This window comes from Pseudomonas sp. R3.Fl (assembly GCF_023516765.1).
GTDB classification, from domain to species: domain Bacteria; phylum Pseudomonadota; class Gammaproteobacteria; order Pseudomonadales; family Pseudomonadaceae; genus Pseudomonas; species Pseudomonas citronellolis.
In genome coordinates this window covers 3,138,255-3,158,129 of the sequence record NZ_JAMGSO010000001.1, presented here as the reverse complement: position 1 = coordinate 3,158,129, position 19,875 = coordinate 3,138,255, and the positions used below count along the sequence as shown (strand labels likewise).

Sequence of the window (19,875 nt, the reverse complement as noted above, 5' to 3'; positions counted from 1 at the left end):
AGTGACGCGACTTTCATCAAAAAACGCAAGTATATGATTTAAGAACAGAACTTTTTCTATTTCGGGCTGTCAGAATGACATTCCGAGGGTATGAAATTCGCGTGTTTTTCTCACAAAATGCTGTTGCAATGATGGCATTTCACACGATGAGGAAAAAGGCGAAAGCCGATTCCTTGGACCGGCCTCGGCCCTTTCCCGTTGAATTTTCCGGATGAATGACCCGAGCGTACAACCATTCGAGGTCGTACGCCCGAGCAGCCTCAGAAGATGCGGCCGTCGTCCCGGGCGTTTTCCAGGCGCACCGCGACGAACTTCGAGGTCGGGGTGAAGCTGCCTTCGCCGTGGCTTTCCAGCGGCACCAGCGGGTTGGTCTCCGGGTAGTAGGCGGCCGCCTGGCCCTCCGGGACGTCGAACGCCAGCAGGGTGAAGCCGCTGACCCGCCGTTCCACGCCATCGTCCCACAGGGAAACCATGTCCACCTTCTGCCCGGGCTCGAAGCCCAGCCGGCGGATGTCCGCCTCGTTGGCGAAGACCACCTCGCGCTGGCCGCGCACGCCGCGGTAGCGGTCGTCCAGGCCGTAGATGGTGGTGTTGTACTGGTCGTGGGAACGCAGCGTCTGGAGGATCAGGTGCGGGCGCTCGCCGGTGCGCCGCACCTGTTCCGGCAGCAGGTCCTCGGGCAGCGGCGCGGCGCTGAAGTTGGCCAGGCCGCTGGCGGTGTTCCAGCGTCGCTCCCGGGCCGCGTTGCCCAGGTAGAAGCCGCCCGGGTGCTTGACCCGCTGGTTGAAGCCGGCGAAGCCGGGGATGGTGTCGGCGATCAGCTCGCGGATGCGGTCGTAGTCGGCGATCAGCGCGTCCCAGTCCACCGGGCGGTTGCCCAGGGTGGCCTTGGCGATGCCGGCGATGATCGCCGGTTCCGAGCGCATCTGCGCCGAAAGCGGCTCCAACTGGCCGTAGGAGGCGTGGAGCATGCTGAAGGAGTCTTCCACGGTCACCGCCTGCGGGCCGCCGGCCTGGCGGTCGATGTCGGTGCGGCCGAGGCAGGGCAGGATCAGAGCGTCTTCGCCGCAGGTCAGGTGGCTGCGGTTGAGCTTGGTGCTGATGTGCACGGTCAGCGCGCAGCTCGCCAGGGCGCGGTGGGTGCGCGGGCTGTCCGGGGTGGCCTGGGCGAAGTTGCCGCCCAGGCCGATGAACACCCGCGCCTTGCCTTCGAGCATGGCGTTGATGGCTTCCACGGTGTTGTGGCCGTTGTGCCGCGGCACCTGGAAGGCGAAGCGTTTCTCCAGGGCATCGAGCAGCGCCGCCGGCGGCCGGTCGTTGATGCCCATGGTGCGGTCGCCCTGCACGTTGCTGTGGCCACGCACCGGGCACAGGCCGGCGCCGGGCCGGCCGATGTTGCCGCGCAGCAGCTGCAGGTTGACCACTTCCTGGATGGTCGGCACCGAATGGCGGTGCTGCGTCAGGCCCATGGCCCAGCACATGATCACGCGCTCGGCGCGGCGGTACATGGTCGCCGCCGTCTCGATCTCGGCCAGGCTCAGGCCCGACTGGCGCTCGATGGCGTCCCAGGCGGTGGCGTCCAGCTCGGCCAGGTAGGCCTCGACGCCATGGGTGTGTTCGGCGATGAAGGCGTGGTCGAACACCGCCGGCTCGCCCTTGGCCTGGGCCTCGCGCTCCCACTGCAGGAGGAACTTGGCCATGCCGCGCACGGCGGCCATGTCGCCGCCCAGGGCGGGGCGGAAGAACGCGGTGTTCAGCGGCTCGGAGCCGTTGGTCAGCATCTCCAGGGCGTGCTGCGGGTGCTGGAAGCGCTCCAGGCCGCGCTCCTTGAGCGGGTTGAAGGCCACCACCTGGGCGCCGCGCTTCACCGCCTCGCGCAGCGGTTCGAGCATGCGCGGGTGGTTGGTGCCGGGGTTCTGGCCGAACACGAAGATGGCGTCGGCGTGCTCGAAGTCGTCGAAGGTGACGGTGCCCTTGCCGACCCCGACGCTTTGCCCCAGGGCCACGCCGCTGGCCTCGTGGCACATGTTCGAGCAGTCCGGGAAGTTGTTGGTGCCGAAGGCGCGGACGAACAGCTGGTAGAGGAAGGCCGCCTCGTTGCTGGCCCGGCCGGAGGTGTAGAACTCGGCCTGGTCGGGGCTTTCCAGGCTGTTCAGGTGCTTGGCCACCAGGGCGAAGGCCTCGTCCCAGCTCACCGGCACGTAGCGGTCGCTGGCGCGGTCGTAGCGCATCGGCTCGGTCAGCCGGCCCTGGTACTCCAGCCAGTAGTCGCTCTGCTCGCGCAGCGCGCTGACGCTGTGGCGGGCGAAGAAGGCGGCGTCCACGCGGCGCTTGGTGGCTTCCCAGTTCACCGCCTTGGCGCCGTTCTCGCAGAACTTCACCCGGCCGTCCTCGGGGGAGTCGCCCCAGGCGCAGCCGGGGCAGTCGAAGCCGCCGTTCTGGTTGGTCTTGAGCAGCGCGCGCAGGTTCTTGAACGGCTGCTTGCTGTCCAGCCAGAAGCGCGTGACGCTGATCAGAGCGCCCCAGCCGGCTGCCGGGCCCTTGTAGGGTTGGTAACGGGGGTTGATCGGTTGCAGGCTCATCGGGATGTCGGGTGTCGGTGGGAGGCCGGCGCCGGGCTGTAGACCCGCGGCGCGTTGTGGTGGGGGAGGTGGACCAGGTTCAGCCGGTGCCCGCGCGCCCACTCGACGGTGAGCGCGCTGGGCGCGGACAGGCTGACCAGGGTGGCGACGCCGGCGCGCACGGCCTTTTGGATCAGCTCCAGGCTGCAGCGGCTGGTGACCACCGCGAAGCCCTCGCGGCAGTCCAGGCGTTGCTGCTTGAGCGCGCCTATCAGTTTGTCCAGGGCGTTGTGCCGGCCGATGTCCTCGCGGCACAGGACGATGCTGCCGGTGTCGTCGACATACAGCGCCGCGTGCAGCGCGCCGCTGCGTTGCGCCAGGCTCTGCGCCTGGTCGATGCGCTGGCGCAGGCCCTGCAGGTGGGCCGCCGGCGGCAGCGGCGCCGGCTCCAGTGGGCGCAGTTCGGGCAGCGCCTGTTCCAGCGCCTCCACGCCGCACAGGCCGCAGCCGCTGGTGCCGGCCAGGCGCCGGCGCAGGCGCTTGAGCGCCCAGAAGGCGCGGTTGGTGATCTGCACGTCGACGCTGATGGCGTCGGCGAGGCGCTTCAGGCGGATGTCATAGATGTCGTCGATGGACTCGACCAGGCCGGCGCTCAGGCTGAAGCCGCGGACGAAATCCTCGAGGTCGCCGGGCGAGGCCATCATCACGGCCTGGCTCAGGCCGTTGTAGGCGATGGCCAGGGCCACTTCCTCGGCCAGCGCGGCGTTGCCGGAAACGGGCTCGGCGCCCAGTTCGGCATAGGCGTAGGCACCCTGGACTGCGGCATCCGCGGGCGCCGGGCAATGTGACTGGCAAGGCATGGGCTGAGCCCTGTATTTGGAATAGTGGCCGCCAGCCTAAGGCCGGGGGCCGAGGGTGTCTAATCAGCGCTGCCAATGCCTTGATCGACGGTATCTATCATGAGCCCGGCCGGGGCGTTCCGTCGGTTGTCGGCGGCTTTCGGACGACTCCTATCGTTGTCTCCCCAGGTGGCGTCTAGACTTCCTGGCGGCGCGGCCGGCCCGGAGCTGGCCGCTGGAAACCGTAACCGCAAGGAGAAAGGACATGGGCATTCTGTCATTCGTTAAGGAAGCCGGTGAGAAGCTGCTGGGCGGCCTGCTGGGCGACAAGGCGCAGGCCGCCGAGTCGCTGAAGGAGCACGTGGCCAAGGTCGGCCTGGGCAACCCGAACATCCAGGTCAGCGTCGAGGGCGACAAGGTGGTCGTCAGCGGCGAGGCGGCCAGCCAGGAAGAGAAGGAGAAGATTCTCCTGGCCCTGGGCAACGTCGAGGGCGTGGCCGGCGTCGAGGACAGCATCAGCGTGCCCCAGGCGGCGCCGGCGGCGCGCTTCGTGACGGTGAAGAAGGGCGACACCCTGAGCGCCATCGCCAAGGCCGAGTACGGCAACGCCAACGCCTACATGAAGATTTTCGAGGCCAACAAGCCGATGCTCAGCCACCCGGACAAGATCTACCCGGGGCAGGTGCTGCGGATTCCGGAGTAAGGCTACAGCACCCGTAGGAGCGGATTTATCCGCGATAGCCTCTGGGCTCCTGCGTTCGCGGGAGTGACGGGATCAAGATTCGTATTTTCCGACGTCGTCCCCGCGAACGCGGGGATCCAGAGACTCTGACACCAGGCCTCCCTTGTAGGAGCGCGCCTTGCGCGCGATTCGCGGGCAGGGCCCGCTCCTACAGGTCCTCGATCAGGCTGCGGTAGTCTTCCACCGCCGCGAATTCCGCCGTGTCCTTCGCCCCCTGGCGGCTGTCCGGCTGGCGTACTGCCAGCAGGTGGGCCACGCCGAAGGCGCGGGCGCTGCGCAGGATCGGCAGGCTGTCGTCGATGAACAGGCTGCGCGCCGGCTCGAAGCTGAAGTCGGCGCGCAGGGCCTGCCAGAACTGCTGGTCTTCCTTGGGGAAGCCGTAGTCGTGGGAGCTGATCAGGCGGTCGAACCAGGGCGCCAGCTCCACCCGCTCCAGCTTCAGCGACAGCGAATCGCGGTGCGCGTTGGTGATCAGCGCCACGCGCTTGCCGGCGCGGCGCAGGGCGGCGAGGAAGGTGTCGGCGTCCGGGCGCAGGGCGATCAGGTGCGCCACCTCGCGCTTGAGGTCGCGGACCGGCAGCTTCAGTTCGCGGCTCCAGAAGTCCAGGCAATACCAGTTGAGCTGCCCGGCGTTGTCGCGGAACAGCGGCAGCAGCTCGGCGTCGGCCTGCTCGCGGCTGATGCCGTGGTGTTCGGCATAGCGCTGCGGCAGGTGCTCGAGCCAGAAATGGTTGTCGAAGTGCAGGTCGAGAAGGGTGCCGTCCATGTCCAGCAAGACGCTGTCGATCCCGGCCCAGTCCAGGCGTGGCATGCTCTGCCCTGTCGCGAAGTGCCGCCCTGTCGCCGTCGGGGCGCAAGGTTCGGCACGGATTATCGGAAAAGGCGGGTATCATAGCCCACCCGGACCCGCCCCAGGAGTCGTCCCATGCGTCAGAAACCCGAGGTGCTCGCCCGCGAGATCGTCGCCAAGAGCCGCCTGTTCGCAGTCGAAGAGCTGCAGTTGCGCTTCGCCAACGGCGTCGAGCGGACCTACGAGCGCCTGGTGGGCAAAGGCCAGGGTTATGGCGCGGTGATGGTGGTGGCGCTGCTGGACGCCGAGCACGCCGTGCTGGTGGAGGAATACTGCGCCGGCGTCGACGAATACCAGCTGTCGCTGCCCAAGGGCCTGGTGGAACCGGGCGAGGACGTGCTGGCCGCGGCCAACCGCGAGCTGAAGGAAGAAGCCGGCTACGGCGCCGGGCAGTTGGAGTACATCACCGAGCTGTCGCTGTCGCCGGGCTACATGAGCCAGCGCATCCAGGTGGTGCTGGCCCGCGACCTCTACGCCGAAAGCCTGCCGGGCGACGAACCCGAGCCGCTGCGGGTGGACCGCATCAACCTGCGCGAGCTGTCCAGCCTGGCGCAGAACGCCGCCTTCAGCGAAGGCCGCGCCCTGGCCGCGCTGTACCTGGTGCGCGACATTCTGATCCAGCGTGGGGAGCTGCAGCTCTGATGCAAGACCTGATTCCATCCGTCGTGGCGCTGGCGCAGCGCGCCGGCGAAGTCATCCTGCCGTTCTGGCGCAGCGAACTGAAAGTGGACGAGAAGGCCGACGCCTCGCCGGTGACCGCCGCCGACCTGGCCGCCCACCGCGTGCTGGAAGAAGGCCTGCGGGCGCTGGCGCCGGAGGTGCCGGTGCTGTCCGAGGAGGATTGCGCCATCGCCCTGGCCGAGCGCAGCCAGTGGTCACGCTGGTGGCTGGTCGACCCGCTGGACGGCACCAAGGAGTTCATCGCCGGCAGCGAGGAATTCACCGTCAACGTCGCCCTCATCGAGCACGGCAAGGTGCTGTTCGGCGTGGTCGGCATTCCGGCTACCGGCCGCTGCTACTACGGCGGCGCCGGTCTGGGCGCCTGGCGCCAGGATGCGAGCGGCGCGGTCGAACCGATCAGCGTGCGCACCGCGCCCGCCGAAGCCTTCACCGTGGTGGCCAGCAAGCGCCACTCCAGCCCGGCCCAGGAACGCCTGCTGGCCGGCCTGGGCGAGCGCTTCGGCGACCTGGAGCTGGCCAATATCGGCAGCTCGCTGAAATTCTGCCTGCTGGCCGAAGGCTCGGCCGACTGCTACCCGCGCCTGGCGCCCACCTCGCAGTGGGACACCGCGGCGGCCCAGGGCGTGCTGGAAGGCGCCGGCGGCGAAGTGCTGGACCTGCGCGGCGAAGCCTTCACCTACGAGGCCCGCGAGGATTACCTGAACGGCTCCTTCCTGGCCCTGCCGAAGGCAGCGGCCTGGCGCGACGAACTGATCCAGCTGGCCCGCGCGCTGGATTGATTTCCCGCGCCTGCGCGCGAAATCGCTTCCCGTAGGAGCGGACCTTGTCCGCGATAGCCGGACACACCGGCGTGGTTCGCGGATAAGATCCGCTCCTACGCCACGCCTCCGCGCCATTCCCATGTAGGAGCGCGCCCTGCGCGCGAAATCGCGGGCAGGGCCCGCTCCTACTGGCAAGCGAAGCGGTTCGCGAGCAAGCTTGTGCCTACAGACAGATCATCATCGCCGTGACTTTCCATGCCTGAATTACCCGAAGTCGAAACCACCCGCCGGGGCATCGCGCCCTACCTCGAAGGCCAGCGCGTCAGCCGCGTGGTGGTCCGCGACCGGCGCCTGCGCTGGCCGGTGCCCGAGGACCTGGACGTGCGCCTGTCCGGGCAGCGCATCCTGCAGGTCACGCGGCGCGCCAAGTACCTGCTGCTGGAGGCCGAGGCGGGCACGCTGATCAGCCACCTGGGCATGTCCGGCAGCCTGCGCCTGGTGGAGTGCGGCCTGGCGCCGGCCAAGCACGAGCACGTGGACATCGAGCTGGAGTCGGGCCTGGCGCTGCGCTACACCGACCCGCGGCGCTTCGGCGCGCTGCTCTGGAGCCAGGCGCCGCTGGAGCACGAGCTGCTGCGCCACCTGGGCCCGGAACCGCTCACCGACGCCTTCGAGGGCGAGCGCCTGTACCAGCTGTCCCGCGGGCGCAGCATGGCGGTCAAGCCGTTCATCATGGACAACGCCGTGGTGGTCGGGGTGGGCAACATCTACGCCACCGAGGCGCTGTTCGCCGCCGGCATCGACCCGCGCCGCGAGGCCGGGAGCATTTCGCGGGCGCGCTACCTGAAGCTCGCCGAGGAGATCAAGCGCATCCTGGCCATCGCCATCGAGCGCGGCGGCACCACCCTGCGCGACTTCGTCGGCGGCGATGGCCAGCCCGGCTACTTCCAGCAGGAGCTGTTCGTCTACGGCCGCGGCGGGGAGTTCTGCAAGGTCTGCGGCAGTACCCTGCGCGAGGTGCGCCTGGGCCAGCGCGCCAGCGTCTACTGTCCGCGCTGCCAACGCTGAGCGGGCGCTTTTCCGCTATTGCTATTGGGCGGTTCGCGAGCAAGAACTAGGCGTCCCCCTCGCTCCTACGAAGAGCGGCCGCCTGTAGGAGCGAGCTTGCTCGCGAACCCTGCCCTGCCCCCATAACAACAAGAAGGTCCATCGATGTCCGGCAACTACCTGCCCCGCAATCCTTTCGCCGAATGGCTCGGCCACAGCATGCTCAAGGCCGCCGGCTGGCGCATCGAAGGCGCGCTGCCGCCCCTCGACAAGTTCGTGGTGATAGGCGCGCATCACACCTCCAACTGGGATTTCATGCTGTTCCTGGCGGCCAAGTTCGTGCTGCGCCTGAACGCCCGCTGGTTCGCCAAGCACACCCTGTTCCGCCGGCCGTTCGGCGGCCTGCTGCGGCGCTGGGGCGGCATCCCGATCCAGCGCCACCTCAAGCTGAACACCGTGGAGCAGGCGGTGCAGGCCTTCCGCGACAGCCGCGAGATGATCCTGATCATCTCCCCCGAAGGCACGCGCAAGAAGGTCGAGCGCTGGAAGATGGGCTTCTACCACATCGCCCGCGGCGCCGATGTTCCGGTGGTACTGGCGGCGCTGGACTACGGCAACCGCCGCATCGTCATCGGCGAGCCGTTCCGGCCGAGCGGCGACGAGGCCGCCGACCTGCAGCGGATGCTGGCCTTCTACCGCCCCTTCGTGCCGAGGAAGCCGGAGTACGCCTTCCTCGGCGGTTGATGGCCATCACGCTGACAAGCCCTGTCGCGCTGATATAGTTAATGGCAGTCTGCCTGCCAACCCAGCATAAAAAGGATTTACGCCATGAACCTGTTCCGCGCCCTGGCCGTCGTTCTGGCCCTGACCTTCGGTCTGTCGGCCGTTACCGCCCAGGCCTCCGACGCGATCAGCAACACCTCCAGCGGGGACCCGATCTACAGCACCGATTCGCCGCCGTTCTACAAGATGCTCGGCGACCTGATCATCGCCCGCCCGCTGCTGCTGGGCGCCACCGTGATCGGCACCGCGGCCTTCATCGTCAGCCTGCCGTTCACCGCCCTGGGCGGCAACGTCAAGGAAGCCGGCCAGGCGCTGGTGGTGGACCCGGGCAAGGCCACCTTCGTGCGCTGCCTGGGCTGCACCGAAAGCGGCTACAAGCAGGACTGATCCTCTGTCGCGCCGGTACGCCGGCGCGCCCTTCCCGAGGGGGCCATGGCCCGTAGCGAACTGAAGAAGCACCTGCGCCCGCTGCTCCTGCTGCTGGCGGCGGGCGGGCTCGGCTACGCCTTCTGGTCCAGCGCCGGGCTGCTGCAGCTGGGCGCGGGCCTGGCGCTGTTCCTGTTCGGCATGCAGTGCCTGGAGGAGGGCCTGCGCGACCTGGCCGGCAGCCAACTGGAGCTGTGGCTCGAACGCAGCACCTCGACGCCGTCCAAGAGCCTGCTGTTCGGCCTGTGCGGCACCTTCGTGCTGCAGTCCAGCACCCTGGTCTCGCTGCTCACCATCGCCTTCATCAGCACCGGGCTGATCCAGCTGGCCAGCGGCATCGCCATCCTCTTCGGCGCCAACCTCGGTGCCACCAGCGGCATCTGGCTGCTGGCCCTGGCCGGGCAGAACCTCAGCCTGAGCCCGCTGGCCCTGCCGCTGCTGGTGTTCGGCGTGCTGGCCAGCTTCAACGGGCCCAAGAGCAAGGCCGCCGGGCGCATCCTCATGGGCATCGCCTTCATCTTCCTCGGCATCGACCAGATCAAGGAAGGTTTCTCCAGCTTCGGCGACGCCATGGACATGACCGGCCTGCAGGCCGAAGGCGTGCTGGGCGCCCTGCTGTTCGTCGGCATCGGCACCCTGGTCACCGTGGTGCTGCAGTCCAGCCACGCCACCCTGATGCTGACCCTCGCCGCGCTGGCCGGCGGCCAACTGGAGCTGGGCCAGAGCCTGGCCATCGCCATCGGTTCCAACGTCGGCAGCAGCGTGACCACCGCCTTCGTCGGCTCCCTGGGCGGCAACCGCAACGGCCAGCGCCTGGCCCTGGCCCACGTGCTGTTCAACCTGGTCAGCGGGGTGATCGCCTTCATCCTGCTGGCGCCGCTGACCTGGCTGGTGCGCTGGCTGACCGCCCAGGTCGGCCTGGGCGACAACCTGCTGATCCAGCTGGCGGCTTTCCACACCCTGTTCAACGGCATGGGCGTGCTGCTGTTCTGGCCGTTGCAGACGCGCCTGGCGCAGTGGCTGATCCGCTGGCTGCCGGACGTCGAGGAGCCTTCGGTGCTGATCACCGACCTGGCCCCGGAGACGGCGGTGCAACTGCCGGAGCGCACCCATGCGCGCTACCTCAGCGAGCGCGCCCTGGATTCGGCGGACGCCGCCGCCAGCGCGGTGACCCAGGAGCTGCAGCACCTCGGGCGCCTGAGCATCGAGGTGATCTGCCACGCGCTCTACCTGCCGGTGGACCTGCTCAACCAGCCGAAGGTGGACGAGGCCGCCCTGCACGCCGGGCCGGAGCGCTTCGCCATGGACGCCCAGGCGCTCTACCAGCAGCATATCAAGGGCGTGTACGGCGACCTGCTGAGCTTCATGGGGCGCCTGGAAACGCCGCTGGACGAGGCGCACCAGCATTTCTGGATGGCCTGCCAGGTGGCGGCGCTGCAACTGGTGGACGCGGTGAAGGACGCCAAGCACCTGCAGAAGAACCTGGGGAGGGCGCTGCAGGGCGAGCCTTCGGTGGCGCGGGAATGCTATCTGGAGCTGCGTCGCCACCTGCTGGGCGCGTTGCGCGAGGTGCGCGCCATCGGCGCCCTCGACCCCCGCCAGCTGCCGGAAGGCGCCTGGGCCGCGCGCCTGGCGCTGTTCGACGAGCAGGCCGCGGAGTTCGACGGCGCCTTCCGCAACCGCCTGTTCGCCGCGGTGCGCCGCCACGAGCTGGACGGCGCCCAGACCAGCTCGCTGATGAATGACCTGGGCTACGCCAGCCGTATCGTGCAGAGCCTGCGCAACGTGCTGCAGCTGCGCGCCGAGCAGGGCCTGGACGGCGCCCTGCCCGAGCGCGACGCCGACGGGGCGCCCTCGCTGCTGGTGCCCTGACTCAGTAGTGCACCGTGGTCCCGGCGGCCAGGCCGATGCCGCGCGGGTCGCTGGCGGCATCCACGTTCCCGGTCTTCTTGCGCCACAGCAGCACCTGCTGGTTGCCGTAGGACGGGGCGACTTCCTTGAGACTGTAGCCACGGCCATTCAGCTCGGCTTTCTGCGCCTCGGTGAAGGTGCGCGGCTCGTGCTCCAGCACGTCGGGCAGGTACTGGTTGTGGTAGCGCGGCGCGCCCACCCAGCTCTGCACCGAGCGGCCGTCCAGGTATTGCAGCATGGCGAGCAGCACCATGCTGGGGATGCGGCTGCCGCCCGGGGTGCCGAAGGCCGCCAGCTCGTCGGGGCTTTCGATGAAGCTCGGGCTCATGCTCGACAGCGGACGCTTGCCGGGGGCGATGGCGTTGGCTGCGCTGCCGGCCAGGCCGTAGGCGTTGCTGCCCTGGATGTCGGCGGCGAAGTCGTCCATTTCGTCGTTGAGCAGCACGCCGGTGCCGGGCGGGGTGAAGGTGGAGCCGAACGGCAGGTTCACCGAGAGGGTGGCGGCCACCGCGTTGCCCTGTTCGTCGATCACCACGAAGTGCGTGGTGTGGTCGCCTTCGCGCCAGCTCGGCGCCGGCGGCAGGGACGCGCTGGGCGTGGCGCGGCGCGGGTCGATGCCGGCGGCCAGGCGCTTGAGGTAGTCGGGGGCGAGCAGTTGCTGCACCGGGTTGGCGATGCGGTCCGGGTCGCCGAGCATGCTGCGGTCGTGGTAGGCGCGGCGCAGGACCTCGGCCACGTAGTGCACGCTCTGGATGGGCTCGGCTTTCTGCCAGGGCAGCTGGGCCAGCATGCCCAGGCTCTGGGCGATGGCCACGCCGCCGGCCGAGGGCGGCGGGGCGCTGACCAGCTCGCGGCCGTCGCCCAGCGGGTAGCGCAGCGGCTGGCGTTCCACCACCTGGTAGCTGCGCAGGTCTTCCAGGCTCCAGACGCCGCCGGCGGCGCGCACGCCCTGCACCAGTTGCTCCGCCGTTTCGCCTTCATAGAAGCCGCTGCGACCGTAGCGCGCCAGGCGCGACAGGGTGTTGGCCAGGTCCGGCTGGCGCAGCAGGTCCCATTCCTCGGGCAGGTTGCCCTGCTGCAGGAAGATGCGCGAGGTCTCGCGGTCCTTGCGCATGGCGTCCAGGCGGCCGGCGGCGCGGGTGATGTAGATGCGGTCGACGGAGACGCCGTCGGTGGCCAGGCGGATCGCCGGCACCAGGTTGTCGGCCAGCGGCTTGCGGCCGAAGCGGCTGGTGAGTTCCACCAGGGCCGCGGGCAGGCCGGGGATGGCGGCGGCCAGCGGGCCGTTCAGCGACAGTTCCGGCTGCACCTTGCCGTTGCGCACGTACATCTGCGCGCTGGCGGCCAGAGGCGCGCGCTCGCGGGCGTCGATGAAACGGTAGCTGGGCGTCGGCCCGGCCTGGCGCAGCAGGAAGAAGCCGCCACCGCCCAGGCCCGAGCTGTAGGGTTCGGCCACCGCCAGGGCGGCGGCGATGGCCACCGCGGCGTCGAAGGCGTTGCCGCCGCCGGCGAGGGTTTCCAGGCCGGCCACGGTGGCCGCCGGGTGGGCGCTGGCCACGGTGGCCTGGGCGACCGGCTGGCTGGCGGCATGGACGCTGGCGGCGCCGAGCAGCAACAGGCCGCAGGCGAGGGCGAGGGAACGGAAACTGTGGTTCAGCAGGGACATGGCATCTCACGAATCGTCGGGTGGCCCCGGACTGGCATCCGGGAAAAACCACGGGAGCGAATTGGGAGGATAGACAATCCCGCCGCGTCGCGGTTGCCGAATGCCCCGCGGGATTTCGGCGATCCGCCTGTCAAGCCCGCGAGGTCAGGCCTTGCCGGTGATCTTGAGGTACTTCTGCATCAGCTCGTCCTTGCTCTCGACATGGGCATCGTCGAGGGGGATGCAGTCCACCGGGCAGACCTGCTGGCACTGCGGCTCGTCGTAGTGGCCGACGCACTCGGTGCACAGGTTCGGATCGATCACGTAGATCTCCTCGCCCTGGGAGATGGCGCCGTTCGGGCACTCGGGTTCGCAGACGTCGCAGTTGATGCAATCGTCGGTGATTTTCAGGGACATCGAAAAACTCCGGCCTTGGCCCATGGCCAGGCTGTCAGCAACAGGAATGCTGCAATTTTGCCGCATTGGCGTGCGCGTTGCACGCCGGCCGGATCAATTGCCGCCTTCCCTGGCGGCGCCTGGTCAGCGCTTGAAGCGCTCGGCCAGGGCGCTGGACACCGCGGGATGGACGAACTTGGTGATGTCGCCACCCAGGGCGGCGATCTCGCGCACTAGGGTCGAGGAGATGTACGAGTACTTCTCCGACGGGGTGAGGAACATGCTCTCCACGTCCGGGGCGAGCTGGCGGTTCATGTTGGCCAGCTGGAACTCGTACTCGAAGTCCGACACCGCGCGCAGGCCGCGCAGCAGGATATTGGCGTTCTGTTCCTTGACGAAGTGCGCGAGCAGGGTGGAGAAGCCGACGACTTCGACGTTGGGCAGGTGCGAGGTGACCTGGCGCGCCAGCTCGACCCGTTGCTCCAGGGGGAACAGGGGGTTCTTCTTGGGGCTGGCGGCGACGGCGATGATCACCTGGTCGAACAGCCGCGAGGCCCGCTCGACCAGGTCGGCATGGCCTTTGGTGATGGGGTCGAAGGTACCCGGGTACAGCACTCGGTTCATCGCAGCGTCCTGGTGGTTCAAGGGGCAGGCGTGGGCATTGGCGGGGCTGGATGGTAACGCAGCAGCCCGGATGGGCCAAGCGACCTTGGTAGTGCCCGCCGGCGCGGACTACCGGATTTTCCCCGGAGGAAACCGCCGGCCGGCGCGCAAGGCCCGTGGCAGAGCCTTCGCGCCGGGATCGGGGCTCAGGCCTTGCCCAGGCGCTCGGCGAGGCCGCTGGCCAGTTGCGCGGTCAGGCCGTAGACCGACAGCTGCGGGTTGGCGCCGATGCTGGTGGGGAACAGCGAGCCGTCGTGGATCGACAGGTTCTCCAGCTGGTGGTGGCGGCCGAGGCTGTCGCACACCGATTGCTGCGGGTCCTCGCCCATGGCGCAGCCGCCCATCACGTGGGCGCTGCCCAGGCGGGTGCGGTACAGCTCAAGGCTCAGACCGTCGATCAGCGCGCGGGCTTCGGCGGGCGTCTTCACGTAGCCGGCGTCGGCGTGCAGCGGCAGCACTGTCTTGGCGCCGGCGGCGAACTGCACCTCGGCCATGGTGTGGAAGGCGCGGCGGATGCCGTCCCAGGTGTAGTCGGTCATGCGGTAGTCGAGCACCGGGGTGTCGTCGCCGCGCAGGCTCACACTGCCCACTGCGCTATCCGGGTGGAAGCCGTCGCGCATCAGGGCGAGGATCATGTTGGTGTGCGGCAGCTGTTCCATGCGCAGGGCGTTGTCGATGCCGAAGCGGCCGAGCAGGGTGGCCGCCAGGGCCGGCTGCAGCGGCGGCACTTCCAGCTTGTAGGACATGTGCCCGGCGGTGCCGTCGTCCCACTGGAAGTGGTCGGAGTAGATCGACTGCGGCGCGCCGTAGAAGGGGTTGACCACCTCGTCGAACTGCGCGGCGCTGAAGTTCACCACGTGCAGGAAGGTGCGCTGGCCGACGCGGCCGTTGGGGTCCGGCGCCTTGGAGCGCAGCAGCACCGCCGGGCTGTTGATGCCGCCGCCGGCGAGCACGTAGTGGCGCGCCTTGACGGTGATCTTGCGGCCGGTGGGCGCCACGCAGCGCGCGTCCATGGCCAGGCATTCCAGGCCGCTGACCTTGCCGCCGTCGTGCAGCAGGCGGTTGGCGCGGGCCAGGAACAGCAGCTCGCCGCCCTTGTCCAGGCTGGCCGGGATGGTGGTGACCAGCATCGACTGCTTGGCGTTGGTCGGGCAGCCCATGCCGCAGTAGCCGAGGTTCCAGCAGCCGCGCACGTTGCGCGGGATGACCTTCCAGTGGTAGCCGAGCTTCTCGCAGCCGCGGCGGATCACGTCGTTGTTGAAGTTCGGCGGCATGATCCAGGGCGCCACGCCCAGGCGCTCTTCCATCTTCGCGAACCAGGGGGCCATTTCCGCGGAGCTGTGGCCCTTCACGCCGTGTTCCCTGGCCCAGTGCTCCAGGGTGGCGTCGGGGGTGCGGAAGCTGGAGGTCCAGTTGACCAGGGTGGTGCCGCCCACGGCGCGGCCCTGGAGGATGGTGATGGCGCCGTCCTTGCTCATCCGCCCGATGCCTTCCTGGTACAGGCTGGAGTAGGCCTCCGGCTCCTGCATCTTGAAGTCGGAGCTGGTCTTGAGCGGGCCTTCCTCCACCAGCAGCACCTTGTAGCCGGCGCCGCTGAGGATTTCCGCGGTGGTGCCGCCACCGGCGCCGGAGCCGATGACGACCACGTCGGCTTCCAGGGTCAGGTCGTTGTCCAGGCGCGAGCCATCGTGGACTTTCCAGCCGCGGGCCAGGCCCTCGGCGAACAGATCGGGTACGGGCATCAGGGGTACTCTCGGGAATTCTTGTTATGGGAGTGGCGGGGCTCAGACCTTCGGCGGCCCGGGGTAGCCGCAGTGCGCCCAGGATTCCGGGCGCCCGTACCAGGCCATCATCACCAGCTGCAGCAGCGAGCTGTGGCCCATCTTCAGCAGGCCGATGGAGCTGTTCTGCCAGCGTTCCAGGAAATGCTTCACGTCGTCCGCGCTGGCCTTCTCCCAGCGGCCCCAGATGCCGGTGAGCGGGCCGCGGGTGACCGGCAGGGCCAGCACGTCGAACAACTGCACGGTGAGCTTGAGCATTTCCGGCGAGAGGTGGTCGAGGGTGTGGTCGAGGCCGGCGAGGCTGGCCTGCACCGCCTCGGCCATGCGCTCGGCCGGCACGGCGCCGGCCAGCATCACCGGGATCAGGGCGCGAAGGAAGGGCAGGTCGGACTCGCGGATGACCTTCATGCCGCTGGCCGGGGTGCTGGCCGAGCAGCCGCTGAGGGTGGCGGTGACGCCGGCGGTGGCCAGGAAGGCGCCGCCGAGCAGGCCGATCTTGAGCACGCCGCGCCGGGAAAGTCCCGGCGCGCTCAGGGAGGTGTCTGTCATTGTTGTTGTTTCACCTGGGTGGAATACGCGATTTCAGCGGACGAACAGCTTATAGACCAGTTTCTGCAGCGCCTTGCCGTAGGGCGGGTAGATCACCCGGGCGGCGTTGAAGCGCGGCTTGCTGAACACCGCCTTGGCCTTGCTGAAGGTGAGGAAGCCTTCGTGGCCGTGGTAGTGGCCCATGCCGGAGGGGCCGACGCCGCCGAAGGGCATGTCGTCCTGGGCGACGTGCAGCAGGGTGTCGTTCAGGCACACGCCGCCGGAGTGGGTCTGCGCCAGCACGTGCTCCTGCTCGCGCTTGTCGTAGCCGAAGTAGTACAGGGCCAGCGGCCGCGGCCGGTCGTTGATGTAGGCCAGGGCCTCGTCCAGGCGCTGGTAGGGGATGACCGGCAGCAGCGGGCCGAAGATCTCGTCCTGCATCACCTTCATGTCGTCGTCGACGTTCAGCAGCAGCGCCTGGGGCAGGCGCCGCCCGCTGGCTTCCGGCAGCAGGCGGATGACCTGCGCGCCCTTGGCCTCGGCATCGCTCAGGTAACCGTTGAGGCGGGCCAGCTGGCGTTCGTTGACGATGGCGGTGTAGTCGGGGTTGTTCTCCACCGTCGGGAAGAAGCCCTGCACCACGTCGCGGTAGGCGCTGACGAACTCCTCGACGCGCTGCTGCGGCACCAGCACGTAGTCCGGCGCCACGCAGGTCTGCCCGGCGTTGAGCGACTTGCCGAAGGCGATGCGCTCGGCGGCGTCCTTCATCGGCACGTTCTCGGAGATCAGCGCCGGCGACTTGCCACCCAGTTCCAGGGTGACCGGGGTGAGGTTCTCCGCCGCGGCGCGCATCACGTGCTTGCCGACGCTGGTGGCGCCAGTGAACAGCAGGTGGTCGAAGGGCAGCTTGGAGAAGGCCACGCCGACGTCCACCTCGCCCTGGACCACGGCCACCAGGTCTTCGGGGAAGACCTTGGCCAGCAGTTCCTTGAGCACCTGGGCGGTGGCCGGGGTGGATTCGCTCATCTTGATCATCACCCGGTTGCCGGCGGCCAGCGCGGCGGTCAGCGGGCCGATGGCAAGGAACAGCGGGTAGTTCCACGGCACTATCACCCCGGCCACGCCCAGCGGCTGGTACACCACCTTCGCCGAGGCCGGCATGAACTGCATGCTGATGCTGCGCCGCGAGGGCTTCATCCAGCGCGCCACGCGTTTGCGCGCGTAGTGCACGCCGTGCAGGCTGGGCATGATCTCGGCGAGCAGGGTCTCGTCGGCGGAACGGTTGCTGAAGTCGCGGGAAATGGCCTCGATGATCGGCTGCTGCTCGCGCACCAGCAGGTCGGCCAGGCTCTTGAGCCATTGCTGGCGCTGGCCGGCGCTGGGCTGCGGGTTGGCGCGGTAGGCCTGGCGCTGGCGCTCGAACAGGCTCTGAAGCTGGTTGATGTCCTGCTGCGTCTGCTGCAGGTAGGCGATGTCGGCGACCATGGCGGGCTCCTCGGCGGACCGGCTGGGGGGAAGCGCTCCGGGTGGGGGCGCTTCGCGTTGTGCTTGTCGCTGGATTTTTAGAGCAATTACTCTAAAGTGTCAAATAGCATGCCGCGTCAGCGCCGCGCGGCCCACCCAACGAAAAGCTGGGCGGCCGCCCGGAGTGTTACGCCGGCTGCATCGTACGTAGCAATCCGTGTACCTTTGCCCCTTGCCGTAGAAGAGTGATTCCGAGTCCGCGCATGGCCCCACGCATCAAGACCCGCGACCGCATCGTCCAGGAGAGCCTGGCGCTGTTCAACGCCCAGGGCGAGCGCAGCGTCACCACCAACCACATCGCCGCGCACCTGGGCATGTCCCCGGGCAACCTGTACTACCACTTCCGCAACAAGCAGGCGATCATCGCCGAGCTGTTCGCCGAGTACGAGGCGCGCGTCGATGACTTCCTGCGCCTGCCCGAAGGCCGCGGGCTGACCATCGAGGACAAGACCTTCTACCTGGAGGCGCTGCTGGCGGCCATGTGGCGGTACCGCTTCCTGCACCGCGACCTGGAGCACCTGCTGGAAAGCGACGCGGAGCTGGCCGCGGCCTACCGCGCCTTCGCCCGCCGCGCGCTGGTGAACGCCAAGGCCATCTACCGCGGCTTCGTCGAGGCAGGGATATTGCGGATGGACGAAATCCAGCTGGAGGCCCTGACCCTCAACGCCTGGATCATCCTCACCTCCTGGGTGCGCTTCCTCTGCACCACCCACGAAGTCACCGGCGACCTCAGCGAGGAACTGCTGCGGCGCGGCATCTACCAGGTGCTGGCGCTGGAGAGCGGGCACATCGCCGAGGATTCGCAGGCGGCGGTGGAGCGGATCGCCGAAAGGCTGTATGTGCCGTTGACGGAAAGTCCTTCGTAGGGCGTGTGAGTTATCCACAGGGGTGATCATGGATGGCGTCCTACGTTCGGCTTTTCGTAGGAGCGAGCTTGCTCGCGAACGGGCGTCTGCCGGTTGCTTCGGTGCGAAGTTGAATTCCTTTCCCTCTCCCCAGCCCTCGGCTGCGCGCCCCGCCCTGAAGGGAGAGGGGGCTTGTCCGTGCCGAGAGGAGGAAGGTTTCAGCCAGCAATCTCTGTGCTAGCCGGCTGACACTAGAATGTCCGACCCTGCCCAACGGTCCCCTCTCCCTTCAGGGAGAGGGTTAGGGAGAGGGTGCTCTTGGGCGAACACCAAGCACTCACCGGCAAACACCGTTCGCGAGCAAGCTCGCTCCTACGAAAAGCCGAATCGGCCCCCGCCGATATCACCCTTTGCGCGGCCCAGGCACCAGCGGCTGGCGCAGTTCCAGGCCATGCCGGAGGAAGAACCCTTCCACCCCATCGGTGGCATCGGTGTACAGGCGCGCGCCGGGATGGTCGGCGATGAAGCGCTGCATCAGCGAAGTGCCTATACCTCGCCTTTGGTGGCCAGGCAGCACGGCCAACTCCGCCAGCCAGGTGGTCTGGGCGTTCTCCGGCTCGGCGCGGAGCAGGCCGACCACCTGCTCGCCCTCGCTGGCCAGCAGCACGTAGCCGGAAGATTCGCAGAGATCGCGCAATTCGTCCGCGTCGTTCGGGTGGCCCCAGCCGACGGTGCGGTAGAGCGCCGCTATGCCAACGCACTGGGCGTCGTTCAGTGAGGTGACACGGTGGATCCGGATGGTCGCTTCGCTCATGGCTTCCCCTCCTTGCCCTTTGGCGCTTCCAGCCTGGACCATCGCTGGCCGGCCGATGCTGATCCCGGTCAAGCCGGCTTCAGCCGGCGCTGCCGTGCAGGGCCAGCAGCCAGTCGGGTATGCGTCTCTCCAGATAGTAGTCCGGCCGCCCCGGCGTGCCGCCGATGAAGCCCACATGGCCGCCGTGCTCGTGCAGCTCCAGCTCGGTGCTGGCCGAGAGCTCGTCCGCCGGCGGGATGCTGCCGGCGTCGATGAAGGGATCGTCGCTGGAATGGATGATCAGCGTCGGGGTGCGGATGCCGCCCAGGTAGAAGCGGCTGGAGGCGCGCTTGTAGTAGTCGTGGGCGTCGGCGAAGCCGTGCAGCGGCGCAGTGACGCGGCCGTCGAAGTCCCAGAAGGTGCGCATGCCGTCCAGCGGTCCCAGGCGTTCCAGCGCCGCCAGGTGCTCTTGGGCGCCGCGCTGGGCGAAGCTCTGCTGCTTGTTGCGCACGTAGGCCACCAGTTCGCGCATGAAGTGCGCCTGGTAGATGCGCGAGAAGCCGATGCCGATGCGGTCGGCGCAGCGGTCCAGGCGGAACGGCACCGACACCGCTGCGGCGCCGCGCAAGGGGCAGTCCTGGCCCTGCTCGCCGAGGTACTTGAGCAGCACGTTGCCGCCCAGCGAATAGCCCACCGCGTACAGCGGTGCCAGCGGGCGCATGCGCCGCAGGTGCTCGATGACCGCCGCCAGGTCCTCGCTGATGCCCGAGTGGTAGCCGCGCGGCAGCAGGTTGGGCTCGCCCGAGCAGCCGCGCCAGTTCAGCGCCACGCTGGTCCAGCCGCGGGCCTGCACGGCGAACTGCAGGCCGCGGATGTAGTGCGAGTCGGAAGATCCGGTCAGCCCATGGATGGCCAGCACCAGCGGCGTGCGCGCGCTGTGCGGGCCGTGCCAGTCGAGGTCGAGGAAATCGCCGTCCTCCAGCCACAGCCGCTCGCGCTCGCGCTGCAACACCGGCGCCTTGCGCAGCAGCGAGCCGTAGAGCGTCTGCAGATGCGGGCCGGGGAGCCACCAGGCGGGTTGGAAGGGCGGAGTCATGCG

At 68.6% G+C, this 19,875-nt stretch carries 19 protein-coding genes; 8 read left to right on the top strand and 11 right to left on the bottom strand.

What is annotated here, in order from left to right:
* Positions 1-260: 260 nt before the first annotated feature.
* Both M8R19_RS13910 and fdhD read right to left on the bottom strand, forming a co-directional pair.
* The gene (locus M8R19_RS13910; RefSeq protein ID WP_249918077.1) at positions 261-2,582 is read right to left on the bottom strand and encodes an FdhF/YdeP family oxidoreductase; all 2,322 of its coding nucleotides are present in this window, start codon (positions 2,580-2,582) and stop codon (positions 261-263) included.
* Positions 2,579-3,421, bottom strand: coding sequence for a formate dehydrogenase accessory sulfurtransferase FdhD (gene fdhD / locus M8R19_RS13905; protein WP_249918076.1), 843 nt, complete (start codon positions 3,419-3,421; stop codon positions 2,579-2,581). Before fdhD ends, M8R19_RS13910 begins: the two co-directional genes overlap by 4 nt.
* A 244-nt stretch (positions 3,422-3,665) precedes the next feature.
* Between fdhD and lysM the strand changes: the two genes are divergently transcribed.
* Positions 3,666-4,103 carry a peptidoglycan-binding protein LysM gene (lysM, locus tag M8R19_RS13900; RefSeq protein ID WP_249918075.1) on the top strand — a complete coding sequence of 146 codons (438 nt, stop codon included), beginning with the start codon at positions 3,666-3,668 and terminating at the stop codon, positions 4,101-4,103.
* Between the two features lie 187 nt (positions 4,104-4,290).
* Here the strand turns inward: lysM and yrfG are convergent, their stop codons facing one another.
* Entirely contained in the window at positions 4,291-4,953 is a 663-nt protein-coding gene (yrfG, locus tag M8R19_RS13895) for a GMP/IMP nucleotidase (protein ID WP_249918074.1), read from the bottom strand.
* 114 nt (positions 4,954-5,067) lie between these two features.
* Here yrfG and nudE point away from each other — a divergent pair, with 114 nt between their 5' ends.
* The 6 genes from nudE (at position 5,068) to M8R19_RS13865 (ending at position 10,562) form a co-directional block, all read left to right on the top strand.
* Positions 5,068-5,634, top strand: coding sequence for an ADP compounds hydrolase NudE (nudE, locus tag M8R19_RS13890; protein WP_009615159.1), 567 nt, complete (start codon positions 5,068-5,070; stop codon positions 5,632-5,634).
* Complete coding sequence (cysQ, locus tag M8R19_RS13885; protein WP_249918073.1) at positions 5,634-6,452, top strand: 3'(2'),5'-bisphosphate nucleotidase CysQ; 819 nt, start codon at positions 5,634-5,636, stop codon at positions 6,450-6,452. The genes nudE and cysQ overlap by 1 nt, the downstream gene beginning before the upstream one ends.
* A gap of 237 nt (positions 6,453-6,689) precedes the next feature.
* A complete protein-coding gene (gene mutM, locus M8R19_RS13880; protein ID WP_043313994.1) occupies positions 6,690-7,502 on the top strand; it encodes a bifunctional DNA-formamidopyrimidine glycosylase/DNA-(apurinic or apyrimidinic site) lyase in 813 nt (270 codons plus the stop codon).
* 144 nt (positions 7,503-7,646) lie between these two features.
* A complete protein-coding gene (locus M8R19_RS13875; protein ID WP_074977916.1) occupies positions 7,647-8,225 on the top strand; it encodes a lysophospholipid acyltransferase family protein in 579 nt (192 codons plus the stop codon).
* Positions 8,226-8,309: 84 nt separating this feature from the next.
* A complete protein-coding gene (locus tag M8R19_RS13870) occupies positions 8,310-8,651 on the top strand; it encodes a hypothetical protein (protein ID WP_043269552.1) in 342 nt (113 codons plus the stop codon).
* 45 nt (positions 8,652-8,696) lie between these two features.
* On the top strand, positions 8,697-10,562 hold the full coding sequence (locus M8R19_RS13865; RefSeq protein ID WP_249918072.1) for a Na/Pi cotransporter family protein: 1,866 nt from the start codon (positions 8,697-8,699) through the stop codon (positions 10,560-10,562).
* A 1-nt stretch (position 10,563) separates the two neighbouring features.
* On the opposite strand, the gene ggt is transcribed toward M8R19_RS13865, so the two are convergent.
* From ggt to M8R19_RS13835, 6 genes are all read right to left on the bottom strand, one after another.
* Positions 10,564-12,267, bottom strand: a complete 1,704-nt coding sequence (gene ggt / locus M8R19_RS13860; protein WP_249918071.1) for a gamma-glutamyltransferase — start codon at positions 12,265-12,267, stop codon at positions 10,564-10,566.
* Between the two features lie 144 nt (positions 12,268-12,411).
* A complete protein-coding gene (locus M8R19_RS13855) occupies positions 12,412-12,663 on the bottom strand; it encodes a YfhL family 4Fe-4S dicluster ferredoxin (protein ID WP_009615176.1) in 252 nt (83 codons plus the stop codon).
* Between the two features lie 123 nt (positions 12,664-12,786).
* Complete coding sequence (gene coaD, locus M8R19_RS13850; protein WP_009615178.1) at positions 12,787-13,266, bottom strand: pantetheine-phosphate adenylyltransferase; 480 nt, start codon at positions 13,264-13,266, stop codon at positions 12,787-12,789.
* A gap of 185 nt (positions 13,267-13,451) precedes the next feature.
* Positions 13,452-15,047, bottom strand: a complete 1,596-nt coding sequence (locus M8R19_RS13845; protein WP_249918070.1) for a GMC family oxidoreductase — start codon at positions 15,045-15,047, stop codon at positions 13,452-13,454.
* A 42-nt stretch (positions 15,048-15,089) separates the two neighbouring features.
* Positions 15,090-15,635, bottom strand: coding sequence for a twin-arginine translocation pathway signal protein (locus tag M8R19_RS13840; protein ID WP_249918069.1), 546 nt, complete (start codon positions 15,633-15,635; stop codon positions 15,090-15,092).
* Positions 15,636-15,668: 33 nt separating this feature from the next.
* Positions 15,669-17,099 carry a coniferyl aldehyde dehydrogenase gene (locus M8R19_RS13835; RefSeq protein ID WP_249918068.1) on the bottom strand — a complete coding sequence of 477 codons (1,431 nt, stop codon included), beginning with the start codon at positions 17,097-17,099 and terminating at the stop codon, positions 15,669-15,671.
* A 242-nt stretch (positions 17,100-17,341) separates the two neighbouring features.
* Between M8R19_RS13835 and M8R19_RS13830 the strand changes: the two genes are divergently transcribed.
* Complete coding sequence (locus tag M8R19_RS13830) at positions 17,342-18,004, top strand: TetR/AcrR family transcriptional regulator (RefSeq protein WP_249918067.1); 663 nt, start codon at positions 17,342-17,344, stop codon at positions 18,002-18,004.
* Positions 18,005-18,386: 382 nt separating this feature from the next.
* On the opposite strand, the gene M8R19_RS13825 is transcribed toward M8R19_RS13830, so the two are convergent.
* Positions 18,387-18,797, bottom strand: a complete 411-nt coding sequence (locus M8R19_RS13825) for a GNAT family N-acetyltransferase (RefSeq protein WP_249918066.1) — start codon at positions 18,795-18,797, stop codon at positions 18,387-18,389.
* 79 nt (positions 18,798-18,876) lie between these two features.
* Entirely contained in the window at positions 18,877-19,872 is a 996-nt protein-coding gene (locus tag M8R19_RS13820) for a hydrolase (RefSeq protein ID WP_249918065.1), read from the bottom strand.
* Between the last annotated feature and the right edge of the window lie 3 nt (positions 19,873-19,875).